Consider the following 23,487-nt stretch of genomic DNA (forward strand, 5'->3'; position numbering starts at 1 on the left):
AGGCTTTGAGGCGCGATTGCTTATACGTTATTCCTTATCGGGAGTTTCTTCTGCTACAGTTTCAGCAGTTGCAACTTCGGGCATCGGAACATTATATTTAACTTTGATATCACGATAACGGCTCATACCGGTACCTGCCGGAATCAGCTTACCGATGATAACGTTTTCTTTCAGGCCCAGCAGCGGGTCAACTTTGCCTTTAATAGCGGCATCGGTGAGTACGCGGGTGGTTTCCTGGAAGGAAGCAGCAGACAGGAAGGAGTCGGTAGCCAAAGAAGCTTTGGTGATACCCAGCAGGATAGCACGGCCTTCTGCAGGAGCCTTGCCTGCTTCCAGCATCTCGGTATTCTGCTCTTCAAATTCTGCCACATCAACGTCTTCACCCGGCAGCATTGTGGTGTCACCGGATTCCTCGATGCGGATTTTGCGCATCATCTGACGAACCATAACCTCGATATGCTTACTGTTGATATCTACGCCCTGAGACTTATAAACGCCTACTACCTGAGATACCAGATAGTTCTGGGTAGCCTTCACGCCGCTGATACGCAGTACGTCATGCGGGTTAAGAGAACCTTCGGTCAGACGGTCGCCCTTAGCGATTTCCTCGCCCTCAACAACAGACAGCTTAGCGCCGTAAGGAATCTGATATTCCTGGTTTTCGCCATCCAGTGCCATTACGGTTACCTTGCGGCTGTTGCCTTCCTGGGTAATATGTACGTGACCTGCAACCTCGGACAGAATGCCCGGATGTTTCGGTTTACGTGCTTCGAACAGCTCCTCGACACGAGGCAGACCTTGGGTAATATCGTCTGCACCAGCAACGCCGCCGGTATGGAACGTACGCATGGTCAGCTGAGTACCAGGTTCGCCGATGGACTGTGCAGCGATAGTGCCGACTGCCTCACCAACATCGACGTTCTTGCCGGTTGCCAGGTTACGGCCATAGCACTTGCGGCAAACGCCGAACTTAGCCTTACAGGTAAGTACGCTGCGGATTTTAACCTTTTCACGCAGCTGGCAGATACGTTCTGCCATAGGCTCGGTAACATATTCATTGATATGATAAAGAATTTCACCATTTTCATCCAGAATATCCTCAGCCAGGTTACGGCCAATGATACGGTCATGCAGGGTTTCAATGATGGTTTTCTCTTTTTTTCCTTCGGTAATTGCCTCAACCTCAATGCCGGCAATTTCGTTATTGCGGATACGCAGCTCCTTAACGGTACCGTCAGCCAGAACAGCGTTGATAATGTCTTCGGTCATAGTTTCGCCGGTATGTGCCAGCACTTCGCCTGCACCGTTAACAATATCTGCTGCCACTTCTTTGCCGTTGAAGTTATGCATCATTGCTTCCTTCAGCACATTATGAGCAAAGGTATCGCTGATGTTGATGCGGACATTTTCGATATCCTCACCGTTCATATCTTCGTCGGAATAGAGATTGATTTCTTCAACACCTGCATCATTGAGCTTAGCAAAAAGCTCTTCGGTGATGTTGGTATCTGCTTCAGCAATCAGGTTGCCTTCTTCATCAAGTACGCCGGAAGCCAGAGTACGACCCATAACCTTTTCGCGGATTTTGTTCTGGCTTGCGCCAAGAACAGCCTTGCTCAGACGGCTGCGTTCCTTAACCAGGTTCATACCAACGATATCGCAATCATCCTCACGGACAATTACGTCCTGTGCAACGTCAACCAGACGACGAGTCAGGTAACCGGAGTCAGCGGTACGCAGTGCGGTATCGGCCAAGCCTTTACGAGCACCATGAGAAGAAATGAAGTATTCCAAAATAGTCAGGCCTTCACGGAAGTTAGATTTGATAGGACGGTCAATGATACGACCGGAAGGATCGGCCATCAAACCACGCATACCGGCCAGCTGACGAATCTGCTGTTTGTTACCGCGGGCACCGGAGTCAGCCATCATGGATACAGGATTGAACTTGTTCATGGTAGATTTCATCAGTTTATCGGTAACCTTATCGGTTGCTTCGTTCCACAGGTCAATTACCTTACGATAACGTTCGTCATCGCTCATCAAACCACGGCGGAAGAGGCGTTCAACCTTATCAACCTCATGCTCTGTTGCTTCCAGAATAACTTCTTTTTCAGCAGGAATCTGAATATCGGAGGTTGCGATAGAAATACCGGATTTACAAGCATTATCGTAACCCATTTTCTTAACAATATCCAGAATCTCGGCAGTACGCAGGTTGCCGTACAGCTTGTGAGCCTTAGCAACGAGTCTGCCCAATTCTTTCTTGTCAATCAGCTTGCCGAGATGCCAACGTTCAACTTCAACGGTTGTTTCAACAACATTGCCGGAAGCATCCAGACGCTTTTCAACAACCTGATCTTTTTCTTTATGATAGTAACGCATTTCCAGAGGCAGCTCGCCATTGAAAATAGTGTTACCTACAGTTGTAACTACTAGGGACATACCGGTTTCACCGACAGCTGCACCCTTTTCTTCATCATAGATTTCGCTGTTGGGAATATAAACCTCGATAGGTACTTGCAGATCTACCGCATGGTGGAAGTAAGCCAGCTGAGCTTCATCTACGCTGCTGTAGCGGGTTCCTTCACCCTTAACGTTCGGGTCATCCTTGCTGGTCTTTTCAATAGTCAGATAGTAGGAGCCCAAAACCATATCCTGTGTAGGAACAGCAACAGGCTTGCCGTCTTTCGGTGCCAGGATGTTGTTTACGGACATCATCAGCATACGTGCTTCAGCCTGAGCCTCAACGGAAAGCGGCAGATGGACAGCCATCTGGTCACCGTCAAAGTCGGCGTTATAAGCGGTACATACCAGAGGATGCAGCTTAATAGCACGGCCTTCGGACAGAATAGGCTCGAAAGCCTGAATGCCCAGTCTGTGCAGAGTCGGTGCACGGTTCAACAGTACAGGATGTTCCTTGATTACCTCTTCCAGAACGTCCCATACAGCGTTGGTAGCACGCTCTACCATGCGCTTAGCACTCTTAATGTTAGTTGCTTCACCGCTGTTTACCAAACGCTTCATAACGAAGGGTTTGAACAGCTCCAGAGCCATTTCCTTCGGCAGGCCGCACTGATGCATTTTCAGCTCAGGACCTACAACGATTACGGAACGGCCGGAATAGTCAACACGTTTACCTAACAGGTTCTGACGGAAACGGCCTTGTTTACCCTTGAGCATGTCGGACAAGGATTTCAGAGGACGGTTGCCGGGACCGGTAACCGGACGGCCGCGACGGCCGTTATCAATCAAAGCATCTACTGCTTCCTGCAGCATACGTTTTTCATTGCGGACAATGATATCAGGCGCATGCAGCTCCAGCAGACGTTTCAGACGGTTGTTACGGTTAATAACACGGCGATACAGATCGTTCAGGTCGGAGGTTGCGAAACGACCGCCATCCAGCTGTACCATAGGACGCAGTTCAGGCGGAATTACCGGAACTACATCCATAATCATCCATTCAGGACGGTTGCCGGATTTCAGGAATGCTTCGGCTACTTCCAGACGGCGAATAGCGCGCACACGGCGCTGACCGCTCAGCTCCTTCATTTCATGACGCAGCTGCTCTGTCAAAGCTTCCAGATCAATAGCTTCCAACAGCTCTTTAATAGCCTGTGCACCCATACCTACACGGATGCCTGCTTCAGGATATTTATCACGTTTTTCCATGTACTCAGGCTCGGTCAGCAGCTGGCCTTTAACCAGGTCAGTGCCTTCACCCGGGTCAAGTACGATGAAGCTTGCAAAATACAAAACCTTTTCCAGGCTACGCGGAGAAATATCCAGAATCAAGCCCATACGGCTGGGGATACCCTTAAAGTACCAGATATGGGAAACCGGCGCAGCCAGTTCGATGTGACCCATACGGTCACGACGAACCTTGCTGCGGGTAACTTCAACGCCGCACTTGTCGCAGATAATACCCTTATAACGGATGCGTTTATATTTGCCGCAATGACATTCCCAATCCTTAGTAGGGCCAAAGATTCTTTCGCAGAACAGGCCATCCCGTTCCGGCTTCAGGGTTCTGTAATTGATGGTTTCGGGTTTTTTTACCTCGCCGTAGGACCAGGCTCTAATCTGGTCCGGAGAAGCCAAACCGATACGCATAGACACAAAATTATTTACGTCGATCAAGAATCATTCGCTCCCTTCTCTTACATATTAGTCGGATCATCTAAGTCACCATCGGGATTATCGGTAATAGTGAAATTACCCATATCGGCAATGATGTCCCCAGAATCACTATCATCCTCGGTAGCGTCATTATCAGCATAATCATCAACAGGCTTTTCAGGTGCATTTTCAACAACCTGGCCGTTGATGTCTAAATCAACCTCGCGAGCGGTGGTTGCAATATCGTCATCCTCATCGTCGCGCAAGGAAACCTCTTCCTCGTCCTCGTTGAGAACCTTGATATCCAGACCGATGGACTGCAATTCCTTAACCAGTACCTTGAAGGATTCAGGAATACCAGGATCAGGTACATTTTCGCCCTTAACGATTGCTTCGTAGGTCTTAACACGGCCAACAACGTCATCGGACTTAACAGTCAGGATTTCCTGCAGAGTGTAAGCAGCGCCGTATGCTTCCAGCGCCCAAACTTCCATCTCACCGAATCTCTGGCCGCCGAACTGTGCTTTACCACCCAACGGCTGCTGGGTAACTAAGGAGTACGGGCCGGTGCTGCGGGCATGGATCTTATCATCAACCAAATGGTGAAGCTTGAGGTAATAGGTCAGACCAACGGTAACAGGGTTATCGAAGGGTTCACCGGTACGACCGTCATACAGAGTGGTCTTAGCAGTTTTATCAATGCCTGCAAGCTCCAGTGCATCAGCAATATCCTGCTCATGCGCGCCGTCGAATACAGGTACGGAAATCTGTACTGCTTTTACGCTCTTGCCACCGAATTTATCAATTTCAACAGTTTCCGGCATACCATATTTTTCATAATCGTAGCCGTAATGCTCTAATTTCTTAGCGGTTTCAGAATTAGCCAGCTCTTCCTTGAAGGCTGCTTCAAATTCCGGAGTACCTTCTGCTGCGCCGGTTTTTTCAACGGCATTCAGCTTAGCTGCCAGGTTGGTAGTATCAATTTCCATACCCAGCGCACGTGCTGCCCAGCCAAGATGGTTCTCCAGTACCTGTCCGATGTTCATACGGGAAGGTACGCCCAACGGATTCAGTACGATATGTACCGGTTCGCCGGTCGGCAGGAAAGGCATGTCCTCACGTGCCATAATACGGGAAACGACACCCTTGTTACCGTGACGGCCTGCCATCTTATCGCCTTCGGAAATCTTACGTTTCTGGGCAATATGTACACGAACCTGTTCGTTTACTCCCGGCGGCAGATCATCGCCGTTTTCACGGCTGAATACCTTAACGCTGACAATCTTACCTGCTTCGCCGTGCGGTACACGCAGGGAGCTGTCACGTACTTCACGCGCTTTTTCACCGAAGATTGCACGCAGCAGACGTTCTTCTGCAGTCAGCTCGGTTTCGCCTTTCGGAGTAACCTTACCTACCAGAATATCGCCGGGGCGTACTTCGGCACCGATACGGATAATACCGCGTTCATCCAGATCCTTCAGAGCTTCGTCGGATACGTTAGGAATCTCGCGGGTAATTTCTTCTTTACCAAGCTTGGTATCGCGGGCATCACAATCATATTCTTCAATATGGATAGAGGTAAAGATATCAGCCTTTACCAGATCCTCGTTCAGCAGAACAGCATCCTCGTAGTTATAGCCTTCCCAAGGCATATAAGCAACGATTACGTTGTGACCTAAAGCCAGCTCGCCATGATCGGTAGCAGGGCCGTCAGCCAGAATCTGCTTTTCGGTAACCTTGTCGCCTTTGAAAACGATAGGACGCTGGTTAACACAGGTACCTTGGTTGGAACGTTTGAATTTCAGCAGCGGATATACATCCACTTCACCGTTTTCTGCACGTACACGGATTTCGTTGCCTACTACGCGGATAACTTCGCCGGCACGTTTAGCCAGAACGCAGACACCGGAGTCGGCAGCAACCTTGTATTCCATACCGGTACCGATAATCGGAGCCTGAGTGCAGAGCAGAGGTACAGCCTGACGCTGCATGTTCGCACCCATCAGAGCACGGTTAGCGTCATCGTTCTCCAGGAAAGGAATCAGCGCGGTTGCGATAGATACTACCTGTTTAGGAGAAACGTCCATCAGGTCAACCTTATCCGGAGTAATGGAGAGGACATCATCCTTAGCACGGGCGGTAACACGTTCGCCCAGGAAGTAGCCGTCATCATCCAACGGTTCGTTGGCCTGTGCTACGATATATTTATCTTCTTCGTCCGCAGTCATGTATCTGATTTCTTCAGTTACACGTTTATTTTCTTTATCAACAACACGGTACGGAGTTTCCATAAAGCCGTATTCATTGATAACAGCATAGGTGGACAAAGAACCGATCAAACCGATGTTAGGACCTTCAGGCGTCTCGATAGGACACATACGGCCATAGTGGGAGTTGTGTACGTCGCGGACTTCATAGCCTGCGCGCTCACGGGACAGACCGCCGGGGCCGAGGGCAGACAGACGACGTTTATGAGTCAGCTCTGCCAGAGGGTTATTCTGGTCCATGAACTGGGACAACTGGCTGCTGCCGAAGAATTCCTTAATAGCGGCAACAACAGGACGGATGTTGATCAGAGCCTGCGGGGTAATAACCTCGTTGTCCTGAATGGTCATACGCTCTTTTACTACACGCTCCATACGGGAAAGACCGATACGGAACTGGTTTTGCAGCAATTCGCCAACGCAGCGTACACGACGGTTGCCCAAATGGTCAATATCATCGCCGATGCCATGACCATCCATCAGGTTCAGCAAATAGTTGAAGGAAGCAAATACATCCTCATTGGTAACGGTATGCATTTTTTCATCGATACCGGTGGTGAACATCAGAAGCATTTCTTCTTCATGGTTCTGAATCTTGACAGCACGCAGACCGCGTTCGTTATAAATGCCGCTTTCTGCAATCTTATCAAGATTTTCATCGGTCATCTTAGTGCCTGCCGGCAGGATGATTTCGCCGGTTTCTTCATCAGCAATAGCCTCAGCCAGTACGGTACCGCTCAGGCGGTTGCGCCAGCCAAGCTTTTTGTTGAGCTTATAACGGCCAACATTAGCCAGGTCATAACGCTTGCTGTCGAAGAAGGTGTTTTCAATCAGCTGTACGGCGTTTTCCAGAATAACAGGCTCGCCCGGACGCAGCTTCTTGTAAAGCTCCAGCATAGCTTCATCTCTGTTAGTGGTAGTATCCTTTTCCAGAGTTGCCAGCAGCGCAGGATGATTGCCGAAGCAAGCCAGGATCTCATCATTGGAAGACAAGCCCAGAGCACGCAGCAGCACGGTTGCCGGAACCTTACGGGTACGGTCTACACGAGCAGAAATAATATCATTAATGTCAGTTTCATATTCAATCCAAGCGCCACGGTTAGGAATTACAGTAGTACCGTAAATCTTCTTACCGCTGGGATCCATAGTTACACTATAGTAAACGCCGGGAGAACGCACCAGCTGGCTGACGATAACACGTTCAGCACCGTTGATAACAAAGGTACCGGTATCGGTCATCAGCGGGAAGTCGCCCATAAATACAGAGGATTCCTTAATTTCGCCTTTTTCCTTGTCTTTGAAAATCAGGCGTGCTTTAACGTTCATCGGTGCAGAATAGGATTCATCTCTCTCCTTGCACTCTTCAACGCTGTATTTCGGAGTTCCTAATTCAAAGCTTTCAAAGGAAAGCTCCAGATTACCTGCAAAGTCTTTAATAGGAGAAATGTCATGCAGAATCTCCATGAGGCCCTTTTGAACGAACCATTCGTAGGATTTTCTCTGGATATCAATCAAATGAGGCATTGCCAAAATTTCATTGATTCTTGCATAACTATACCGAGTCCTATCACCTACTGGAACCGGTTTAAACATGTAATTCCTCACCCCTTCTTGTATTATCAGCACACTAAACTCGGCGAATCATGCGTGACAAAAAAAACAACAAGGTTCTTACCACAAGGACCTTGTCAGTTGTCTTCGATGATCTGCCTCATCTTTCATTATAAGCAAGATACGCCGTTCAACCACTGACCCGGCAGTATTTGTTGTCAAAATTTACACCTGCAAAAATAATAATGATGTAGTATGATATGTTATCATAAATTACGCAAGTTGTCAAGATTTTTGTCAAAAAAAATACAGACACAGCATCTTCGGTGTGTCTGTATTCGCATAGGCGCAGCTTATTCAAAGCGGCCTTTAAGAACAATCTCTTTATCCAGCAGGGCAACCTGGCCTTTAGCAAACAATGCGTCGATATCCAGGTTTTCGTCCAGAACCAGCAGGTCAGCATCTGCGCCGACTGCAACGCAGCCTTTGACACCGGTTTTGCCGAGCAGCTCGGCAGGTGTAGAGGTCAGCAGCTTGATAGCCTCTTCCAACGGCAGACCGCGGCGTACCAGACTCTTGATAGTCAGATGCAGATATTTAGGAGAGCAGTAGGTCAGACCGATGCAGTCACCGTTTTCGTTGAACTTAGGTTGAGAACCGAAAGCGTCACTGCTCATCGTCAGGTGGTCGGTGCTCATACCCTCCCAGCTCAGAATTTCCATAATCTGCTCTGCGCCGATTTCCATATCCTCGTCAGTGCTGCCGGCAGTCATATCGAAATAACCGCCGCGACGTATCAGCTTTGCGCCCTCTTCCATCAGCTCGCGAGTACGCAGCATATGAGTAGGCAGGAAGTTCTTTGCAGGAACATCGGCATGGTCCAATGCGTAGAACAGCGGGTCCAGCTTGCCGATACCGGAGCCCATGTGCATGGTTACCAGGCCGGCAACGTTAGCCAGCAGGCCACCGCGACGGGTTGCGGTAGCAACCTCAATCAGCTCAGGTCCCTGAGGATTAGAGCTGCGATGATCGCTGACAGCAATCTTGGTACCGATAATAGGCGGAACCATCATAATATCTTTTTCGATAGAACCTGTAATGGTCGGCGAAGGAATTCCGTAAGCACCGGTCAGGCAGTAGGCAGTAATGCCTTCTTCCGTCAGTGCGCGTGCCTTAGCCACCAGGTTTTCTACGCTTCTTGTTACGCCGTCCGTACCCAGCAGGCCCAGAACGGTTGTAATACCGCAGCTGGTAATCTGGCTCAGCATTGCTTCAGGTACGCGGGAAGCAGGACCCTGCTCACCGCCGCCGCCGGTGATGTGCATATGCATATCAATGTAACCGGGCAGCAGCTTTTTGCCGCTGAAATCAAATACCTCTACTTCAGGCATGCCTTCGTAGCCTTCAATTTTATCAGCAATACGCACTACCTTATCTGCAATAACCAGCACATCCTTTTTGCCAAGATGAGCAGGTGCGTAAACATCAGCGTTTCTAATAAGTTTAATCAAAATTGTCACTTTTCCTTTCATTGCGTACCAAGCAACGGCTCAGTACTGCCGACATGCTTGCGCAGCCGGCTTATTTCTTTTCGTCTTCCAGCTTAGCGATACCGATACCGGTGTAGCCGTAGAACAGAGCGATAATGAAACCGGTGTAGCAGAGAATTGCCCACGGAGCATAATCCAGAGTTTCAATACCGGTGCAGGCGGCCATATAAGCACCTGCTGCAGACCAGGGTACCAACGGGACAAATACGGTACCTGCATCTTCCAATGTACGGGACAGGTTCTTCGCAGCAAGACCTCTTGCTTTATAAGCATCACGGAACATTTCACCGGGAATCAGAATGGACAGGTAGGAGTTACCGGTGCACAGGCCCATGGTAATGCAGGAAGCAACGGTGGAAGCAATCAGATCGCCGGTGCTCTTAGCAAAGGTCAGGATTTTTTGCAGAACTACTTCCAGGCAGCCGGCCTTGCTCATGATACCGGCAAAGCAGAATGCGCAGAATACCAGCAGAGTGGTACCCATGATTTCAGCCATACCACCGCGGTTCAGAAGTTTGATAATCTGAGGAGCAGCAGTAGCGGGGTCAAAGCCGGGAGTGGTCAGCATAGAAATTTTAAAGCCTTTTACAGTAGCCAGCAGCAGGTTTTTCAGGTTGATGTTTTGGAAAATCAATGCTTCTGCGCCAGCCAGAACAGTGGAAGCCATCATAACCGGCAGAGTCGGTTTCTTAAAGATAGAGCCTGCCAGAATCAGCAGTACAGGCAGAATCAGCAGAATGTTAAAGTTATACATGCCATCTAGCTGAGTCAGCATAGTGCTTACTGCTTCGGAAGAAACATCGCCGCCGATATTGCCCTTTAAGCCTACGAAAGCGTAAACAACCAGGGAAATAATAGTTGCCGGAACAGTAGTCCAGAACATGTGAGCAATGTGCTCATAAAGAGTAGAACCAGCTGCAACCGGTGCCAGGTTAGTGGTATCGGACAGCGGGGAGATTTTATCACCGAAATAGGAACCGGCGATTACAGCACCTGCAGTAGCTGCCAGGTTTACACCCAGAGTGCTTGCAATACCCATCAGTGCAACACCCATAGTAGCAACGGAGCCCCAGGAGGTGCCGGTTACGATAGATACTACTGCGGTAATCAGAAACGCGGTTACCAGCATGAAGGTCGGGTTTACAATCTGTACACCATAATAAATCATCATCGGGATAGTACCAGAAGCCATCCAGGTACCAACCAGCGCACCAACGCAGGTCAGAATCAGGATTGCCGGCATGCCCTTAGCAATCTTCTGGCAGATTTCGTCCATCATTTCATCCCAGGTAACACCAACGCGGTAAGCAATCAGGCCGGCAATAGCAGCTACCAAAAGCAGCAGCGGCTCGGTTGCGTAACCCAGATAACCTTTGCCGACAGTCAGAATAACCATCATGGCAATAATAGGAATAACGGATTCCGTAAAGGTTGGCATACGCCTATTTGTTTTTTCTTCAGTTTTTTGCATATCCTTTGACATAATACCCTCGTTTCTGCCAGTCATCCAGCCGGCTTAATTTTGCGCAAGCAACGCTATCTATAAAAATTTTATCATTATAGCTTAATTATCTCAACAGTTTTCTTTATCTATACTTATTGGAATTTTTCTTGTATACATAAGCAATTTATTCGCCGTTCTGTATTTTGTATACAAAATTTGTACTATAATTCGTGGACATTTTCTTAACCATGCGCTTTTTTATACTAAAAATTTAGGACTTCTTCAAACATGCTGAAGAAGCCCTAAATTAAAAAATCAATAAGATTATTTTCCCTGTTATAGTATTTTGATAAATTATTCTTATATAAAGAACAGAAAGTAAATTAACCCTTTATCTTTTCCTGCGACTCTTTTAAAAGCTCCAAAAAGCGTTTTGTAGGCAAGGTAAAGTTAAATTCATAATCATAAAGAACCGATATAGGCATATTTCCCGAATACTTGACAGGGAATTCGACTAATGTCCCCTGCTCCAGTTCCTTCCTTACCTTTACCCGCGGTGTCAAGGCTATACCAAGATTCTGCTCAACTGCCATCAGCACGGATTCCGAATCACTGAAGGTCAATATACTTTGCAGACGCGTGAAATCAACCTTAGATTTCAGATGCTTATAGTATACCTCGCTTGCAGGATAGGAAACAAAGGGATAATCATAAATATTATTGTTTTCTCCCATCTGTTCATACAGTTCTTTGGAGGCTACAAAAACCATCGGCTGATTCCAAAGCTGTACACGCTTGGTATAAAGCGGCTGCACATCAATATGCACAAAGGCAAAATCATACAGCTTTTGTACAAAAGCATCATTTATTGTCGATTCTACCGTCATACAGCGGTTGACCTCTATATCCAGCTTGGGAAATTCCTTTTTGAGCTTCAGCAGCACAGGCAAAAGATAAAAGTTTATGCCCTGAGTAGAAACGCCTATTTTCAGACTGTAATTCTTCTTTTGAAACTGGCGCATTACCTCCTGGCTTTTCTGATAATCAGCCATCAGCTGCTGTGCTATCGGCACAAAGTTTTTACCTGCCTGCGTCAGATAAACATTCTTGCCATCTCGGGTAAAAAGAATAACGCCGTATTCTTCTTCCAAAGCGTTGATATGATTGCTGATTGTAGGCTGGGTAAAATTAAGATATTTTGCAGCCTGCGTAAAGCTGCGGCACTGTACAACAGTCAAAAAAGATTGATATACTTGGATATTCATTTCGGATATTCCTCAAATTCTTATATTTCATCGAGAACAGGTACAAAATATGCTTCCACGCCGGTAATTTCTCCCGGCTGCAAACGCACAAAGGTTTCCGACGCTTTACCGTTGATTACAAAGCAGGAATAAGTGTACTTGCCGGTTGCCTCACCGTTATCTGTTTCCTGCTGTACATCTGCTGAAGGAACAAACTGCTGGTAAATCAAATCGCAGTCATCGCATTCCTCTGCCTCGTAGCTCGTTGCACCATCAGGCTCTACAATAGCAATGCCTGCACCCTCACGCCCAAAAATAGGCTTCTTAATATAACGCTGACCTGCCAGCGGCTTGCTGTCCAAATAGGTCGGCGTTAAATGCGCAGCCAACAGTTCTTCCTCCTGCGGTGTCCAGAAAAGACGATGCTGATATAGATACCATGCCAGTGCCAACAGCGCTTTATTCTGCAGTACAATGGATTTTACAGGGTTAACCAGATCCACAGCCCCGAAATTTGCCAGCTCCATAAGTTTTAAGCCTACAGGATAGCCGTCTTCGCTTTCATCATCCATCAAAAGCTCCAGCGGATGCAGACGATACAGTATATCAATTCTATCTTCCTTATGGAATATTTCATTAGGAATGTACACTCCGTCATCATGTACTATAAGCTCATCTAAACCGACAAGGCGACAAACGAATGGCTGCTTGCTCAAAATGCGTTCACGCAACACCTCTTGCACACGCTCAAATAAAAATTTGGCGTTAGCCCAATCCTCACTGTAGCCTTTATCAGCAGCAAAAGCAATGCGCACTACATCCTTATCTGCATATTTAGGCTGTTCCAACAGCTTTAAAAAGGGCTCTGCCAGCTCCTCACCATCTGAACGCGGCTGCAAATGCAGGCCGTACTCCTTAGCAAAATATGCTTCCGCTACCTTGTTGGCATAAAAGGTTTCCGGCAAGGCGCAGGGTGTATCCGAATTAATTTCTACCAGCTTATAGCAGCCGTCGGTATTCTTTACAAAGTCAAGACGGCTGATATAGCTCACATGGTCCGAGTTATCCGCAAGGATATACGGTGTGAGCTTATCCGTCATATTAAACAGATTAAAGGGCATTGCGCCATTATTATTGGTACGCAAAGCCTCTGCCAGGCGTGACAGTGCTGCTGTAAGGCCGGCACTGATGCGCTGCAGCTCCCGCTTATTGGCATTGCTCATCAGCAGCGCGCTGATAGTAGGATAACGGTTTTCCCACTCCGGCGCATCCAAATACGGCATCATATTCAAATCAATTTTATCAAGCCATGTATCAGGCTTACGGTATTTATACATCTTCATCACCTCAGGAAATTGCGCTGCCGCTGGAGCGGCTCATGCCACTGCCGATGCCGCTTTTGCCTGTGCTTCCCGTACTGCCGAGCTTGGAATTTTGCGTGCTTCCTGCAGTTCCCTGCTGCACAGTAGAGCCGTTGGCGGTGTTAGCGTTTGGTTTAGGATTAGTAGACGAGCCTGCGGGTGCAGTATTCTGCTTCTGGTTAGCTGCAGGCGCAGTTCGCACACCTGCCATCGGGCCTACACCAAAGGTACGGCCGATGAAGTACCAGGGAAAGAAGCCATGAAAAAAGTCTCCGCCGTTATCTTCATCCTTCTTTTCATCTTGATTATTCTGAGCAGAGTTATCATTCTTCCACTCACTGTCTTTATCGTTACCACAGCCTGCAACACCTGTCAGCATAACTACCGCCAGCGCACCGGCCAAAAGCTTTTTACGTTTTTCATCTGTAAGCATATGAAACTCCTTTATAAAAAATCTCTATCATTTTTACACAGCAATATAGTAGGTCATCTTTCATATTATAGCATAAGAAGCAGCTGAATTGCACTATGACTATGCTTCATTCACAAAATCAAAAAACTCCCGACACACCTAAGTGCATCGGGAAGCGGATTGCAGACGAATCAACAATCTATGGGTGTTCTTATGAGTGAATCTTTTCATTGTTCATCAACCATGCAAATCCTTTTGCCATACGCAAAGCAGGTTCCTTAAAATGACTTCCCTCATTCCAAACAAGAATACTGCTCAACCTATGATCTCTTAATGAGCAATACACATCATAAATATCATTTGCCACCTGTGACAGAATTTGGTTGCGTGTCTTTGCTTCCTTATCGCCAAGACTTAAATAGACTCTATTGTTTAATATTTTGTTGTTATGTACAAAATCAACAAATTTAGGAAACCACACAGACGGAGATACTGCTGCTATACCTTCTAATAAATTTGTTTGATAAGCCGCCCACAATACAAATAATCCGGCTAAGGAATAGCCACCAGCAAAAATCTTTATATCTTGATGCTCACTTAATAACGGAACAATTACTTCATTTTTTATACGTGTTAGAAGTTTTTCCGCATTGCCAGCAAAGGCAGCATCTCCAAAAATCGGCTCTGCCATCCATGGCGAAAGGTCGTCATTCCAGCTATCAACCTGCACTGTAATAAACAAAAAATCTGTACTCTGCGTTATAGCTTTTATATGTGAAAGCTCCTCTTCAATAAACGGCAACTCGTGTTCTCCTATTATTTGCAGCAAGACTATTTTTGCATCGCGATTGCCTTGATAATTGACTTTCATCCTCTACTCGCCTCTTGGTTCCGTTGCAAATATTATATATTCTTTGAGGCAGAAAATCAAAAAAACTCCCGATACACCTAAGTGCATCGGGAGTCGGATTGCAGACGAATCAACAATCTATTGTGCTACTATCGTAGCAAACAAGATTATTTAACTTCTACAGTTGCGCCAGCAGCTTCCAGTTTCTCTTTCAGAGCGTCAGCGTCAGCTTTGGAGATTTTTTCTTTGATAGCTTTCGGAGCGCCGTCAACCAGCTCTTTAGCTTCTTTCAGGCCCAGGCCAGTAGCTTCGCGAACAGCTTTGATTACGCCGATTTTGGAAGCGCCAGCGGAAGTCAGGATTACGTCGAATTCAGTTTTTTCAGCTGCAGCAGCTTCGCCGCCAGCAGCCGGAGCAGCAGCAACAGCTACCGGAGCAGCTGCGGATACGCCGAATTTTTCTTCCAGAGCTTTAACCAGTTCGGACAGCTCGAGTACGGTCATGGATTCAATAGCTTCGATGATTTGATCTTTATTCATTATAGTTACCTCCAATAATAAGTAAGTTTTTATTTTTTAAGCTGCCTTATGCAGCATGCCGCAAATTAAGCGGACTCTTTTTGTTTGCGTACAGCTTCCAGAGCGTATACGACATTGCGGATAGTACCTTGAAGTACATTGACAAAACCGCTGATAGGAGCATTCATGCTGCCCAGCATCTTGGCAATAAGAACTTCTTTCGGCGGCAGAGAAGCCAGTGCTTTGATTTCGTCAGCACCGATAACTTTGCCATCAAGAACGCCAACTTTAACTTTCAGTTCTTTGTTTTCTTTTGCGAATTCGCAAACGATTTTTGCAACTGCAACAGGATCTTCCGGGGAAACAGCGATAGCGGTGTTTTTCTCCAGAGAAGGTTCCAGACCTTCAATACCAGCTTGTTCTGCAGCAATACGCAGCAGAGTGTTCTTAACTACATTGTAGTGAACGCCAGCTTCACGCATTTTGCGACGCAGCTCGGTATCCTGAGCAACAGTTAAACCGCAGAAGTCAACTAAAATAGTGCATTTGGAGTTAGAAAGCAACTCTTGAATTTCAGCAACTTTAGCTACTTTTTCAGGTCTAATAACTGCCATTTAGATTGCACCTCCTTTTTTTGATGTTTTTATTAAATCAAAAAGACCTCTCGGCCGTAGCCGGAGGTCGGAAGGTCTAATATATCTTCACGCTCCAGCCTCGGCAGGCGTAGTTAAAACTTACGCACGTGGCACCTGCTGTCTATGGCCCGATTATCTTCTGATTTAGTAAAATTAAGTAAAACTACAATTATTTGTCGCTGTTAGCTTTCAGGACATCAACTTTAACGCCAGGGCCCATGGTGCAGGACATGGTGATAGTTCTCATGTACTGACCTTTAGCACCAGCCGGTTTAACCTTAACCAGGGTATCAGCCAAAGTCATGTAGTTTTGTAACAGTTGCTCTTCAGTAAAGGATGCTTTACCGATAGGAGCTTGTACGTTGCCGGATTTATCGGTACGATACTCGATTTTACCAGCTTTGGATTCCTTAACGGCACGGGTTACGTCCATGGTAACGGTACCAACCTTCGGGTTAGGCATTAAACCACGAGGGCCAAGGATTTTACCAAGACGACCAACAAGACCCATCATATCAGGGGTTGCGATGCACACGTCAAATGCCATCCAGCCGTTCTTGATTTTATCAACATATTCTTCACCGCCAACGAAATCTGCGCCGGCAGCTTCTGCTTCTGCAACTTTGGGGCCTTTAGCAAAAACCATAACAGTCTTGGATTTACCAGTGCCGTTCGGCAGAACCAGTGCACCACGAACTTGCTGATCAGGGTATTTAGGGTTAACACCCAGACGGAAAGCAACTTCAACAGTGCTGTCGAATTTGGTAGCAGCGGTTTTCTTAACCAGAGCTACTGCTTCTTTCGGAGAGTAGAATTTGTCAGCTTCGATTAATTTCAAAGCGTCATCATACTTTTTGCCCATTGTTATAAAATCCTCCTATGTGGTACAAGCGGCTTTTGCCTCCCACTAAATTGAGAAGACTACTTAAAATTAGTCTTCGATTACAATACCCATGCTACGTGCAGTGCCTTCTACCATTCTCATAGCAGCTTCAACGTTTGCAGCATTGAGGTCTTGCATTTTGCTTTCTGCGATTTCGCGAACTTTGTCACGACCCAGTTTAGCAACTTTCTTTTTGTTAGGTTCACCAGAAGCCTTTTCCAGACCAGCAGCTTTTTTCAGCAGAACTGCAGCCGGAGGGGTTTTGGTTACGAAAGTAAAGGAACGATCTTCGAATACAGTGATCTCAACAGGAATGATGAGGCCAACTTGTTTCTCGGTACGTGCGTTAAATTCCTTAACGAAGGCCATGATGTTAACACCAGCCTGGCCAAGTGCAGGACCTACCGGAGGAGCCGGAGTAGCTTTAGCAGCCGGTACCTGTAATTTTACCATTTTAACGACTTTTTTCGGCATTTAATTACACCTCCTTACTCAATTTCTTCAACTTGTGTAAAGTCAATTTCAACAGGAGTTTCGCGTCCCATGATATCAACGAGTACCTTCAGTTTACCCTTTTCTTCGTTGATTTCACTGATTGTGCCTTCAAAATCCATGAAGGGCGCAGTCTTGATGCGGACTCTCTGATGTAACTGAAAATCAATTTTTGCGGGTTTGACAGTTTCTTCAACTTCCATACCCATCGAAGGCATAATCTGCCTTACTTCTTCAGCTGTAAGCGGAGTCGGATGGGTAGAATCAGAACCGACGAAACCAGTTACACCTGCAGTATTGCGGACAGCATACCAGTTGCGCTCATTTACAATCATTTCCACCAGTACATAGCCTGGGAAAACTTTATGCTCAACAACTTTTTTCTTGCCATCCGAAGTGATTTCAACCTCTTTTTCCGTAGGTATTTCAATACGGAAAATTTCATTTTCCATACCCAAGGAATGAACTTTTCGTTCCAGGTTTGCGCGCACTTTATTTTCGTAGCCAGAATAGGTATGGATTACATACCAATGTTTTCCTTGCTTTTCTTCTTCCATGAATAAACGGAAAGCAACGCTTCCCCTTCCCTCCTTACTTAAGCCTTACAGCTCATTATTGCAAAATCATGCGGAATAACATACTAAAGATGGAATCAATAATCCAGATTAGAGCTGCGCACAAAACAACTGCAATAATTACCACTATAGTGTTAGCAATAAGCTCTTGTTTGGTAGGCCAGGTAACCTTTTTTAATTCTACTTTAGTTTCACTAAGAAAGGTTGTAATGCTGAATCCCTTATTCTCAGTGTCTGTAGTTTCCGGAACGGCCATCTTGTCACATCCTTGCTATTACTACCCGGTTACGCACAAGCCAATATTATTTGGTTTCTTTGTGCAGAGTGTGTTTTTTGCAGAACTTGCAATATTTATTGAGCTCGATACGATCAGGATCGTTCTTTTTGTTTTTGTTGGTTTGGTAATTTCTCTGTTTGCACTCAGTGCAAGCCAAAGTAATCAGGTTACGCATTTAGTTACACCTCGCTTACGTACATAATAATAAAACCAATCACAAATTGTCGCTAATATAGAGTAACACAGTTAACACTTTATGTCAACTATAAATATCCGTCTGACGCAAATTTTTTCTGTCCAAACAGTGCTTAATTACTCTAAAGCGTTTCTTTGGCAATCAGTCTTAAAAAATCAAGACCGGCCATAAGCTGACCGGTCTTGTATTTTGCATTACTATGCCGGAAAAATTATTTCTCTTCTACTTCGGAAACAACGCCAGCGCCAACGGTACGGCCGCCTTCACGGATAGCGAAACGCAGACCTTTTTCGATAGCGATCGGGGTGATCAGTTCTACTTCCATGGTTACGTTATCGCCAGGCATTACCATTTCTACGCCCTCCGGCAGTTCGGTTACGCCGGTTACGTCGGTAGTACGGAAATAGAATTGCGGACGGTAGCCGTTGAAGAACGGAGTGTGACGGCCGCCTTCTTCTTTGGTCAGTACATAAACTTCACCTTTGAATTTGGTGTGCGGATGAATGCTGCCCGGTTTGGACAGTACTTGGCCACGCTCGATTTCTTTACGGTCAACACCACGCAGCAGGCAGCCGATGTTATCGCCGGCTACTGCTTCGTCCAACAGTTTGCGGAACATTTCAACGCCAGTTACTACGGTAGATTTTTTCTCGTCTTTCATACCAACGATTTCTACGGTATCGCCAACTTTAACAGTACCACGCTCTACACGGCCGGTAGCAACGGTACCACGACCGGTGATGGTGAATACGTCCTCGACAGGCATCAGGAACGGTTTGTCGGTTGCACGTTCCGGCAGCGGAATGTAGCTGTCAACTGCGTCCATCAGTTCCATGATTTTTGCTTCGTATTTCGGGTCGCCTTCCAGAGCTTTCAGAGCGGAACCTGCAACAACAGGAATGTCATCGCCGGGGAAGTCATAGGAGCTCAGCAGTTCGCGAACTTCCATTTCTACCAGTTCCAGCAGCTCTTCGTCGTCAACCATATCTACTTTGTTCAGGAATACTACCATTGCAGGTACGCCTACTTGGCGAGCCAGCAGGATGTGCTCACGAGTCTGAGGCATCGGGCCGTCAGCAGCGGATACTACCAGGATTGCGCCGTCCATCTGAGCAGCGCCGGTGATCATGTTCTTTACATAGTCAGCATGGCCCGGGCAGTCAACGTGTGCATAGTGACGGGTTGCGGTTTCATATTCAACGTGAGAGGTATTGATGGTAATACCACGTTCACGTTCTTCCGGAGCTTTATCGATCATGGAGTAGTCCATGAATTCAGCGCCGCCTTTTTCAGCCAGTACTTTGGTGATAGCAGCAGTCAGAGTAGTCTTGCCATGGTCAACGTGACCGATGGTGCCGATATTCAGATGCGGTTTAGTTCTTTCATATTTAGCTTTTGCCATTTTTGAAATTCCTCCAATCAATACATCAACTTAAAAATAGCAGGTACACTAGACCTATCTTATAATATTCGCCCTTGCACAGTAAAATCCTGCTGCTTTCGGCAAATAAAATAAAAAACCTCATTTTATTAATGAGGTTTGGTGGCTAATTGGTGGCGGCGCACGGATTTGAACCGCGGACACTGCGGGTATGAACCGCATGCTCTAGCCAACTGAGCTACGCCGCCATTTGGAGCTGATGACCAGGATTGAACTGGTGACCTTATCCTTACCAAGGATACGCTCTGCCGACTGAGCTACATCAGCAATATTTAGTTGGTTGCGGGGGGCGGACTTGAACCACCGACCTTCGGGTTATGAGCCCGACGAGCTACCAACTGCTCCACCCCGCGATGAAAGTTGGTGGATGGGGTTGGATTCGAACCAACGAAGCGAAACGCGGCAGATTTACAGTCTGCTCCCTTTAACCACTCGGGAACCCATCCGTTTGCGACAAGAAGAATTATACAGGATTTAGGCCCGTTTGTCAACAGCTTTTCATAAATTTATTTGCATTATTTTTAAAAACAGATGTAAGCCGCATCGCTAAGCTATTTTTCGACACTGGAAAGCTTATCCAGGCTATATTCTCCGGACCAGACAATGCTTCTGTATTTTGCCGGCGCTGTATCACCTTCAGTAGAAATACACAGCACAACAGAGCTTTCATCAAGCTGCAGAAGAGAGTTGGCATGTACGTCACTACGGCCCAGCAAGGCAAAGCCCAGCCCTGCTGCGCCGCTTTCACCTGAAACAATGGCAGTATCACCACTTAATGGATTACCCAACACGCGCATGCCATAGGCAGCAAATTCATCCGGCATAGAAGCAAAATTATCTGCATAGCGCCGAAGCATATCCCAGGCAAGACTGCAGGGCTCACCGCAGCACAGACCGGCCATAATCGAATCCAAAGCACCTGTTACATTATGAAGCCTTCCATCATCAGCCTTGGCCGTTTTGAAAATGCAGTCCGCCTTTTCAGGCTCTACTATAGTGATAATCGGTTTGTCTGCTTTATAATAGTCAGCCAAAAAAGCTGCTACAGCACCGGCCATAGCGCCCACTCCGGCCTGCAGAAAGACATGCGTCGGACGCACTCCCTGCAGCTGCTGCACTATTTCATAACCCATAGTAGTGTAGCCCTGCATAATATGTAGAGGCACATCCTCATAGCCTTCCCAAGATGTATCCTGTACCATGATGCCGCCGCATTCAGCAGCTATTTTTCTTGCCATACGCACAGTATCGTCATAGTTGACATCCGTAATATATGCTTCGGCTTCGAAATCCCTGATTGCCTCCAGACGCGCAAGCTCTGTTCCCTTAGGCATCAGCACGATAGCCTTCTGCTGCAGACGGCTGGCAGTCCAGGCAACGCCTCTGCCATGATTGCCGTCGGTAGCAGTAACAAAGGTCAGCTCGCCCAGCTTTTGTTTTACCTCAGGTGCCATAAGCTTGTCATAGGTAAGCTCCTCCACAGGAAGCTGCAGACGCTTAGCAAGCTCGCAGGCAATCGCGTAGCTGCCACCCAAAACCTTGAAGGCATTCAGGCCGAAGCGATAGCTTTCATCCTTAACATAAATATCCTTAACACCGAAAAGCTTGGCCAGGTTTTCCAGACGCACTAAAGGCGTAACGGTATATTCGGGAAAGCTGCTATGAAAACGGCACACCTTCTCCGCCTGCTCATAGCCATAATGATTAACAACGGAAAGATTGTCTTCCTTCTGTTGATGCAGATAATGTATTAATTCAGCCATCGTCCCGCTCCTTATTTTGCCTGCAAAAGCGCCAGTCCGCGTGCAAACTTGCTGCGTTCTTCCGCACGCAGCTCCACCTGTGACGCTATTCTTTCCCTAAGCTCCAGCAGCACATCCACAGTACCGCTCATAAGCTCAAATTCAACCTCATCAATGCTGTCGCTTTTTTCACCGCAATGAATTGCGCCCTTATCTATCGCCAGCTCAATTACAGCACCGGCATAATCCAGAATATAGGTTATGCGTTCTACATCAACCGTAAACAAAGCTCTGACTCCGGCAGGAGCCAATTCGCTAAGCTCGTAACCCAGGCCAAGAGCTGCAAAGCCGTTCAGCTCAGGCTTTGCTTCTGCCAGCGGCAGATTCAGCTCCAGACGTTCGCTCAGACCATCCTTGCTTTGTTTGGAGGTCTTTACGGTCGCTTCAAAGCTGCAATCGCCTTTGTCGCGTACACGGTAAGCAATACCATGCTGCGTCAGCGCCATATCCGCAGTATCGTAATAGGTGCTTACCAGACGGCGCTTTTTGTAGCTGTCCGGACGCATGGCCTGCTGCATAAAATCCAGCTGCAGCATTTTCTCCAAGCCTTCTCTGCTGAGCAAAAGCTTTAATTCAATCTCTGTATTCTTTACCATTATTATCACTGCCTTTACCGAAATTTTTTAAACTGCCCAACGCCTGCGATGCCGAATTTTTCTGCCACCACACCAACGGTATACCAAAGGCCAGCAGCGTTACAGCCAACGCTGCATAAAAACGCGGCGTACCGAAAGCATCTGCCAAAAAGTTATAGGCAATAGCCCCCGGAAGCATACCGAGAACCGTTGCTGCCGCATAAATTTTAAACGGCAGGCGCACACTGCCGGCAATAATACTCACCGGATCATATGGAAAAATCGGCACCGTGCGCAAAATAATCATCTTCTTAAAGCTGCCGCTGCCTACAAGATAATGTGTCAGCCGTTCACCCCAGCTGCCGCCGAAGTTGCGCAGCAGCCAGCTGCCGCCGCCGAAACGTCCCAAAAGATAACAAAAGCTTGCACAGCCAAAGCCACCCAAAAGCAGAAATAATATTCCCCACCACGGTCCGAACAGCACGCCTGCGCTTAAATTCAAAAGCAGCGTCGGGAACAAAAGCAACGGGCGAATCGTATACACCACCACATAAATCAACGGCGCCCACACGCCAAAGCCCACAACCCAGCGGCGGATATCCTCGGCACTGTGCGGATGCGGATTATACGGTGATTCATACAAGCCATACAAAATTGCTCCCAGCACCAGCAGATAACCCAGCACGCGCAAAAATAAATATAGATATTTTTTCTTCATATAAACCTCTGATTTTCAAACTCTCATCTATTATACGGCGTTTAGAGGACGTTGCGCAAGCAGTATTGCCAAATAGTTTGGTAAATGTAAAAAGGCCGTCACTGCACCACTTGAACCACTTGAACCACTTCATTTGGTGCAAAAAGAAAAAATGCGCCACTAACCATAATATATATCCCTGTAAGTAAAGTCTTCGTAAGGGTTCAAAACCTTTATTTTATGTTATTTACAGCTATTTTAAGGCTCTTTTATTTATATTATATTAAAATCTTCGAACCCCTCATTTTTTAGCAAAAATGCTGAAAAAAGTGGTACAACTGGTGCAAGTGGTGCAAAAACAAGATTGAGCTGCAGAAACCGGGATTTTACTCAACCTCTATCAATCTGCTGTAGAAGCCAACATTATGCTGCAGGATTTAGGCTTAACCCCCTTGTTCAACAGTAAGGAATAATCCTTCACATCTGCAAAATAAATGTGAACGCCTTGACTTTATTATCTGCTCATATGATAATAATAGTGTGAGAAGAAATTGTTTATCTTTCAAGACTGCCGCGAAGGCAGCCAATTTACAGAAAG

The 23,487-nt window shown here is 46.7% G+C and carries 19 protein-coding genes, 4 tRNA genes and 1 other annotated feature; all 23 genes read right to left on the minus strand.

The genetic code is table 11. The features are described from left to right. Window positions 1-27: 27 nt before the first annotated feature. The 23 genes from rpoC to M5E81_RS08405 all read right to left on the minus strand — a co-directional run bounded on the left by rpoC (window position 28) and on the right by M5E81_RS08405 (window position 22,910). Entirely contained in the window at window positions 28-4,143 is a 4,116-nt protein-coding gene (gene rpoC, locus M5E81_RS08295) for a DNA-directed RNA polymerase subunit beta' (protein ID WP_040565009.1), read from the minus strand. 20 nt (window positions 4,144-4,163) lie between these two features. Beyond that, complete coding sequence (gene rpoB / locus M5E81_RS08300; protein WP_249747276.1) at window positions 4,164-7,979, minus strand: DNA-directed RNA polymerase subunit beta; 3,816 nt, start codon at window positions 7,977-7,979, stop codon at window positions 4,164-4,166. 311 nt (window positions 7,980-8,290) lie between these two features. Beyond that, window positions 8,291-9,457: a beta-aspartyl-peptidase gene (gene iadA / locus M5E81_RS08305; RefSeq protein ID WP_249747277.1), complete on the minus strand. Its 1,167-nt coding sequence runs from the start codon at window positions 9,455-9,457 to the stop codon at window positions 8,291-8,293. 61 nt (window positions 9,458-9,518) lie between these two features. Then, window positions 9,519-10,970 (minus strand): Na+/H+ antiporter NhaC, encoded by a 1,452-nt coding sequence (nhaC, locus tag M5E81_RS08310; protein WP_249747278.1) that lies wholly within the window; start codon window positions 10,968-10,970, stop codon window positions 9,519-9,521. 344 nt (window positions 10,971-11,314) lie between these two features. Continuing rightward, window positions 11,315-12,196: a LysR family transcriptional regulator gene (locus M5E81_RS08315; RefSeq protein ID WP_249747279.1), complete on the minus strand. Its 882-nt coding sequence runs from the start codon at window positions 12,194-12,196 to the stop codon at window positions 11,315-11,317. A gap of 20 nt (window positions 12,197-12,216) precedes the next feature. Next, window positions 12,217-13,512, minus strand: coding sequence for a glutathionylspermidine synthase family protein (locus M5E81_RS08320; RefSeq protein ID WP_249747280.1), 1,296 nt, complete (start codon window positions 13,510-13,512; stop codon window positions 12,217-12,219). 10 nt (window positions 13,513-13,522) lie between these two features. Next, window positions 13,523-13,969, minus strand: a complete 447-nt coding sequence (locus M5E81_RS08325) for a hypothetical protein (RefSeq protein ID WP_009145191.1) — start codon at window positions 13,967-13,969, stop codon at window positions 13,523-13,525. Between the two features lie 190 nt (window positions 13,970-14,159). Then, window positions 14,160-14,819 (minus strand): alpha/beta hydrolase, encoded by a 660-nt coding sequence (locus M5E81_RS08330; protein WP_249747281.1) that lies wholly within the window; start codon window positions 14,817-14,819, stop codon window positions 14,160-14,162. A gap of 146 nt (window positions 14,820-14,965) precedes the next feature. After that, window positions 14,966-15,337: a 50S ribosomal protein L7/L12 gene (gene rplL, locus M5E81_RS08335; protein ID WP_009145193.1), complete on the minus strand. Its 372-nt coding sequence runs from the start codon at window positions 15,335-15,337 to the stop codon at window positions 14,966-14,968. 65 nt (window positions 15,338-15,402) lie between these two features. Next, window positions 15,403-15,930, minus strand: a complete 528-nt coding sequence (gene rplJ, locus M5E81_RS08340; RefSeq protein WP_009145194.1) for a 50S ribosomal protein L10 — start codon at window positions 15,928-15,930, stop codon at window positions 15,403-15,405. 30 nt (window positions 15,931-15,960) lie between these two features. Next, window positions 15,961-16,096 (minus strand) — a sequence feature (ribosomal protein L10 leader region). Between the two features lie 24 nt (window positions 16,097-16,120). Beyond that, window positions 16,121-16,813, minus strand: a complete 693-nt coding sequence (gene rplA / locus M5E81_RS08345; protein WP_249747282.1) for a 50S ribosomal protein L1 — start codon at window positions 16,811-16,813, stop codon at window positions 16,121-16,123. Window positions 16,814-16,882: 69 nt separating this feature from the next. Continuing rightward, window positions 16,883-17,308 carry a 50S ribosomal protein L11 gene (rplK, locus tag M5E81_RS08350; protein WP_009145196.1) on the minus strand — a complete coding sequence of 142 codons (426 nt, stop codon included), beginning with the start codon at window positions 17,306-17,308 and terminating at the stop codon, window positions 16,883-16,885. A 14-nt stretch (window positions 17,309-17,322) separates the two neighbouring features. Then, window positions 17,323-17,883, minus strand: a complete 561-nt coding sequence (gene nusG, locus M5E81_RS08355) for a transcription termination/antitermination protein NusG (protein ID WP_009145197.1) — start codon at window positions 17,881-17,883, stop codon at window positions 17,323-17,325. Window positions 17,884-17,938: 55 nt separating this feature from the next. Continuing rightward, window positions 17,939-18,157, minus strand: coding sequence for a preprotein translocase subunit SecE (secE, locus tag M5E81_RS08360; RefSeq protein WP_009145198.1), 219 nt, complete (start codon window positions 18,155-18,157; stop codon window positions 17,939-17,941). 46 nt (window positions 18,158-18,203) lie between these two features. Next, window positions 18,204-18,353 carry a 50S ribosomal protein L33 gene (gene rpmG / locus M5E81_RS08365; RefSeq protein WP_009145199.1) on the minus strand — a complete coding sequence of 50 codons (150 nt, stop codon included), beginning with the start codon at window positions 18,351-18,353 and terminating at the stop codon, window positions 18,204-18,206. A 232-nt stretch (window positions 18,354-18,585) separates the two neighbouring features. Next, complete coding sequence (gene tuf / locus M5E81_RS08370) at window positions 18,586-19,776, minus strand: elongation factor Tu (protein ID WP_009145072.1); 1,191 nt, start codon at window positions 19,774-19,776, stop codon at window positions 18,586-18,588. Between the two features lie 150 nt (window positions 19,777-19,926). Beyond that, window positions 19,927-20,003 (minus strand) — tRNA-Met (locus M5E81_RS08375). Window positions 20,004-20,006: 3 nt separating this feature from the next. Continuing rightward, window positions 20,007-20,082, minus strand: a tRNA-Thr gene (locus M5E81_RS08380). Between the two features lie 10 nt (window positions 20,083-20,092). Beyond that, window positions 20,093-20,168: transfer RNA gene (locus M5E81_RS08385), tRNA-Met, on the minus strand. Between the two features lie 8 nt (window positions 20,169-20,176). Beyond that, window positions 20,177-20,261, minus strand: a tRNA-Tyr gene (locus tag M5E81_RS08390). Window positions 20,262-20,366: 105 nt separating this feature from the next. Further along, window positions 20,367-21,578: a diaminopropionate ammonia-lyase gene (gene dpaL / locus M5E81_RS08395; protein WP_009146125.1), complete on the minus strand. Its 1,212-nt coding sequence runs from the start codon at window positions 21,576-21,578 to the stop codon at window positions 20,367-20,369. An 11-nt stretch (window positions 21,579-21,589) separates the two neighbouring features. Continuing rightward, window positions 21,590-22,213, minus strand: coding sequence for a CYTH domain-containing protein (locus tag M5E81_RS08400; RefSeq protein ID WP_009146124.1), 624 nt, complete (start codon window positions 22,211-22,213; stop codon window positions 21,590-21,592). After that, window positions 22,191-22,910 (minus strand): TVP38/TMEM64 family protein, encoded by a 720-nt coding sequence (locus tag M5E81_RS08405; RefSeq protein WP_249747283.1) that lies wholly within the window; start codon window positions 22,908-22,910, stop codon window positions 22,191-22,193. Before M5E81_RS08405 ends, M5E81_RS08400 begins: the two co-directional genes overlap by 23 nt. Between the last annotated feature and the right edge of the window lie 577 nt (window positions 22,911-23,487).

The organism is Phascolarctobacterium succinatutens (assembly GCF_023497905.1).
In the GTDB taxonomy this organism is placed as follows: Bacteria; Bacillota; Negativicutes; order Acidaminococcales; family Acidaminococcaceae; genus Phascolarctobacterium_A; species Phascolarctobacterium_A succinatutens.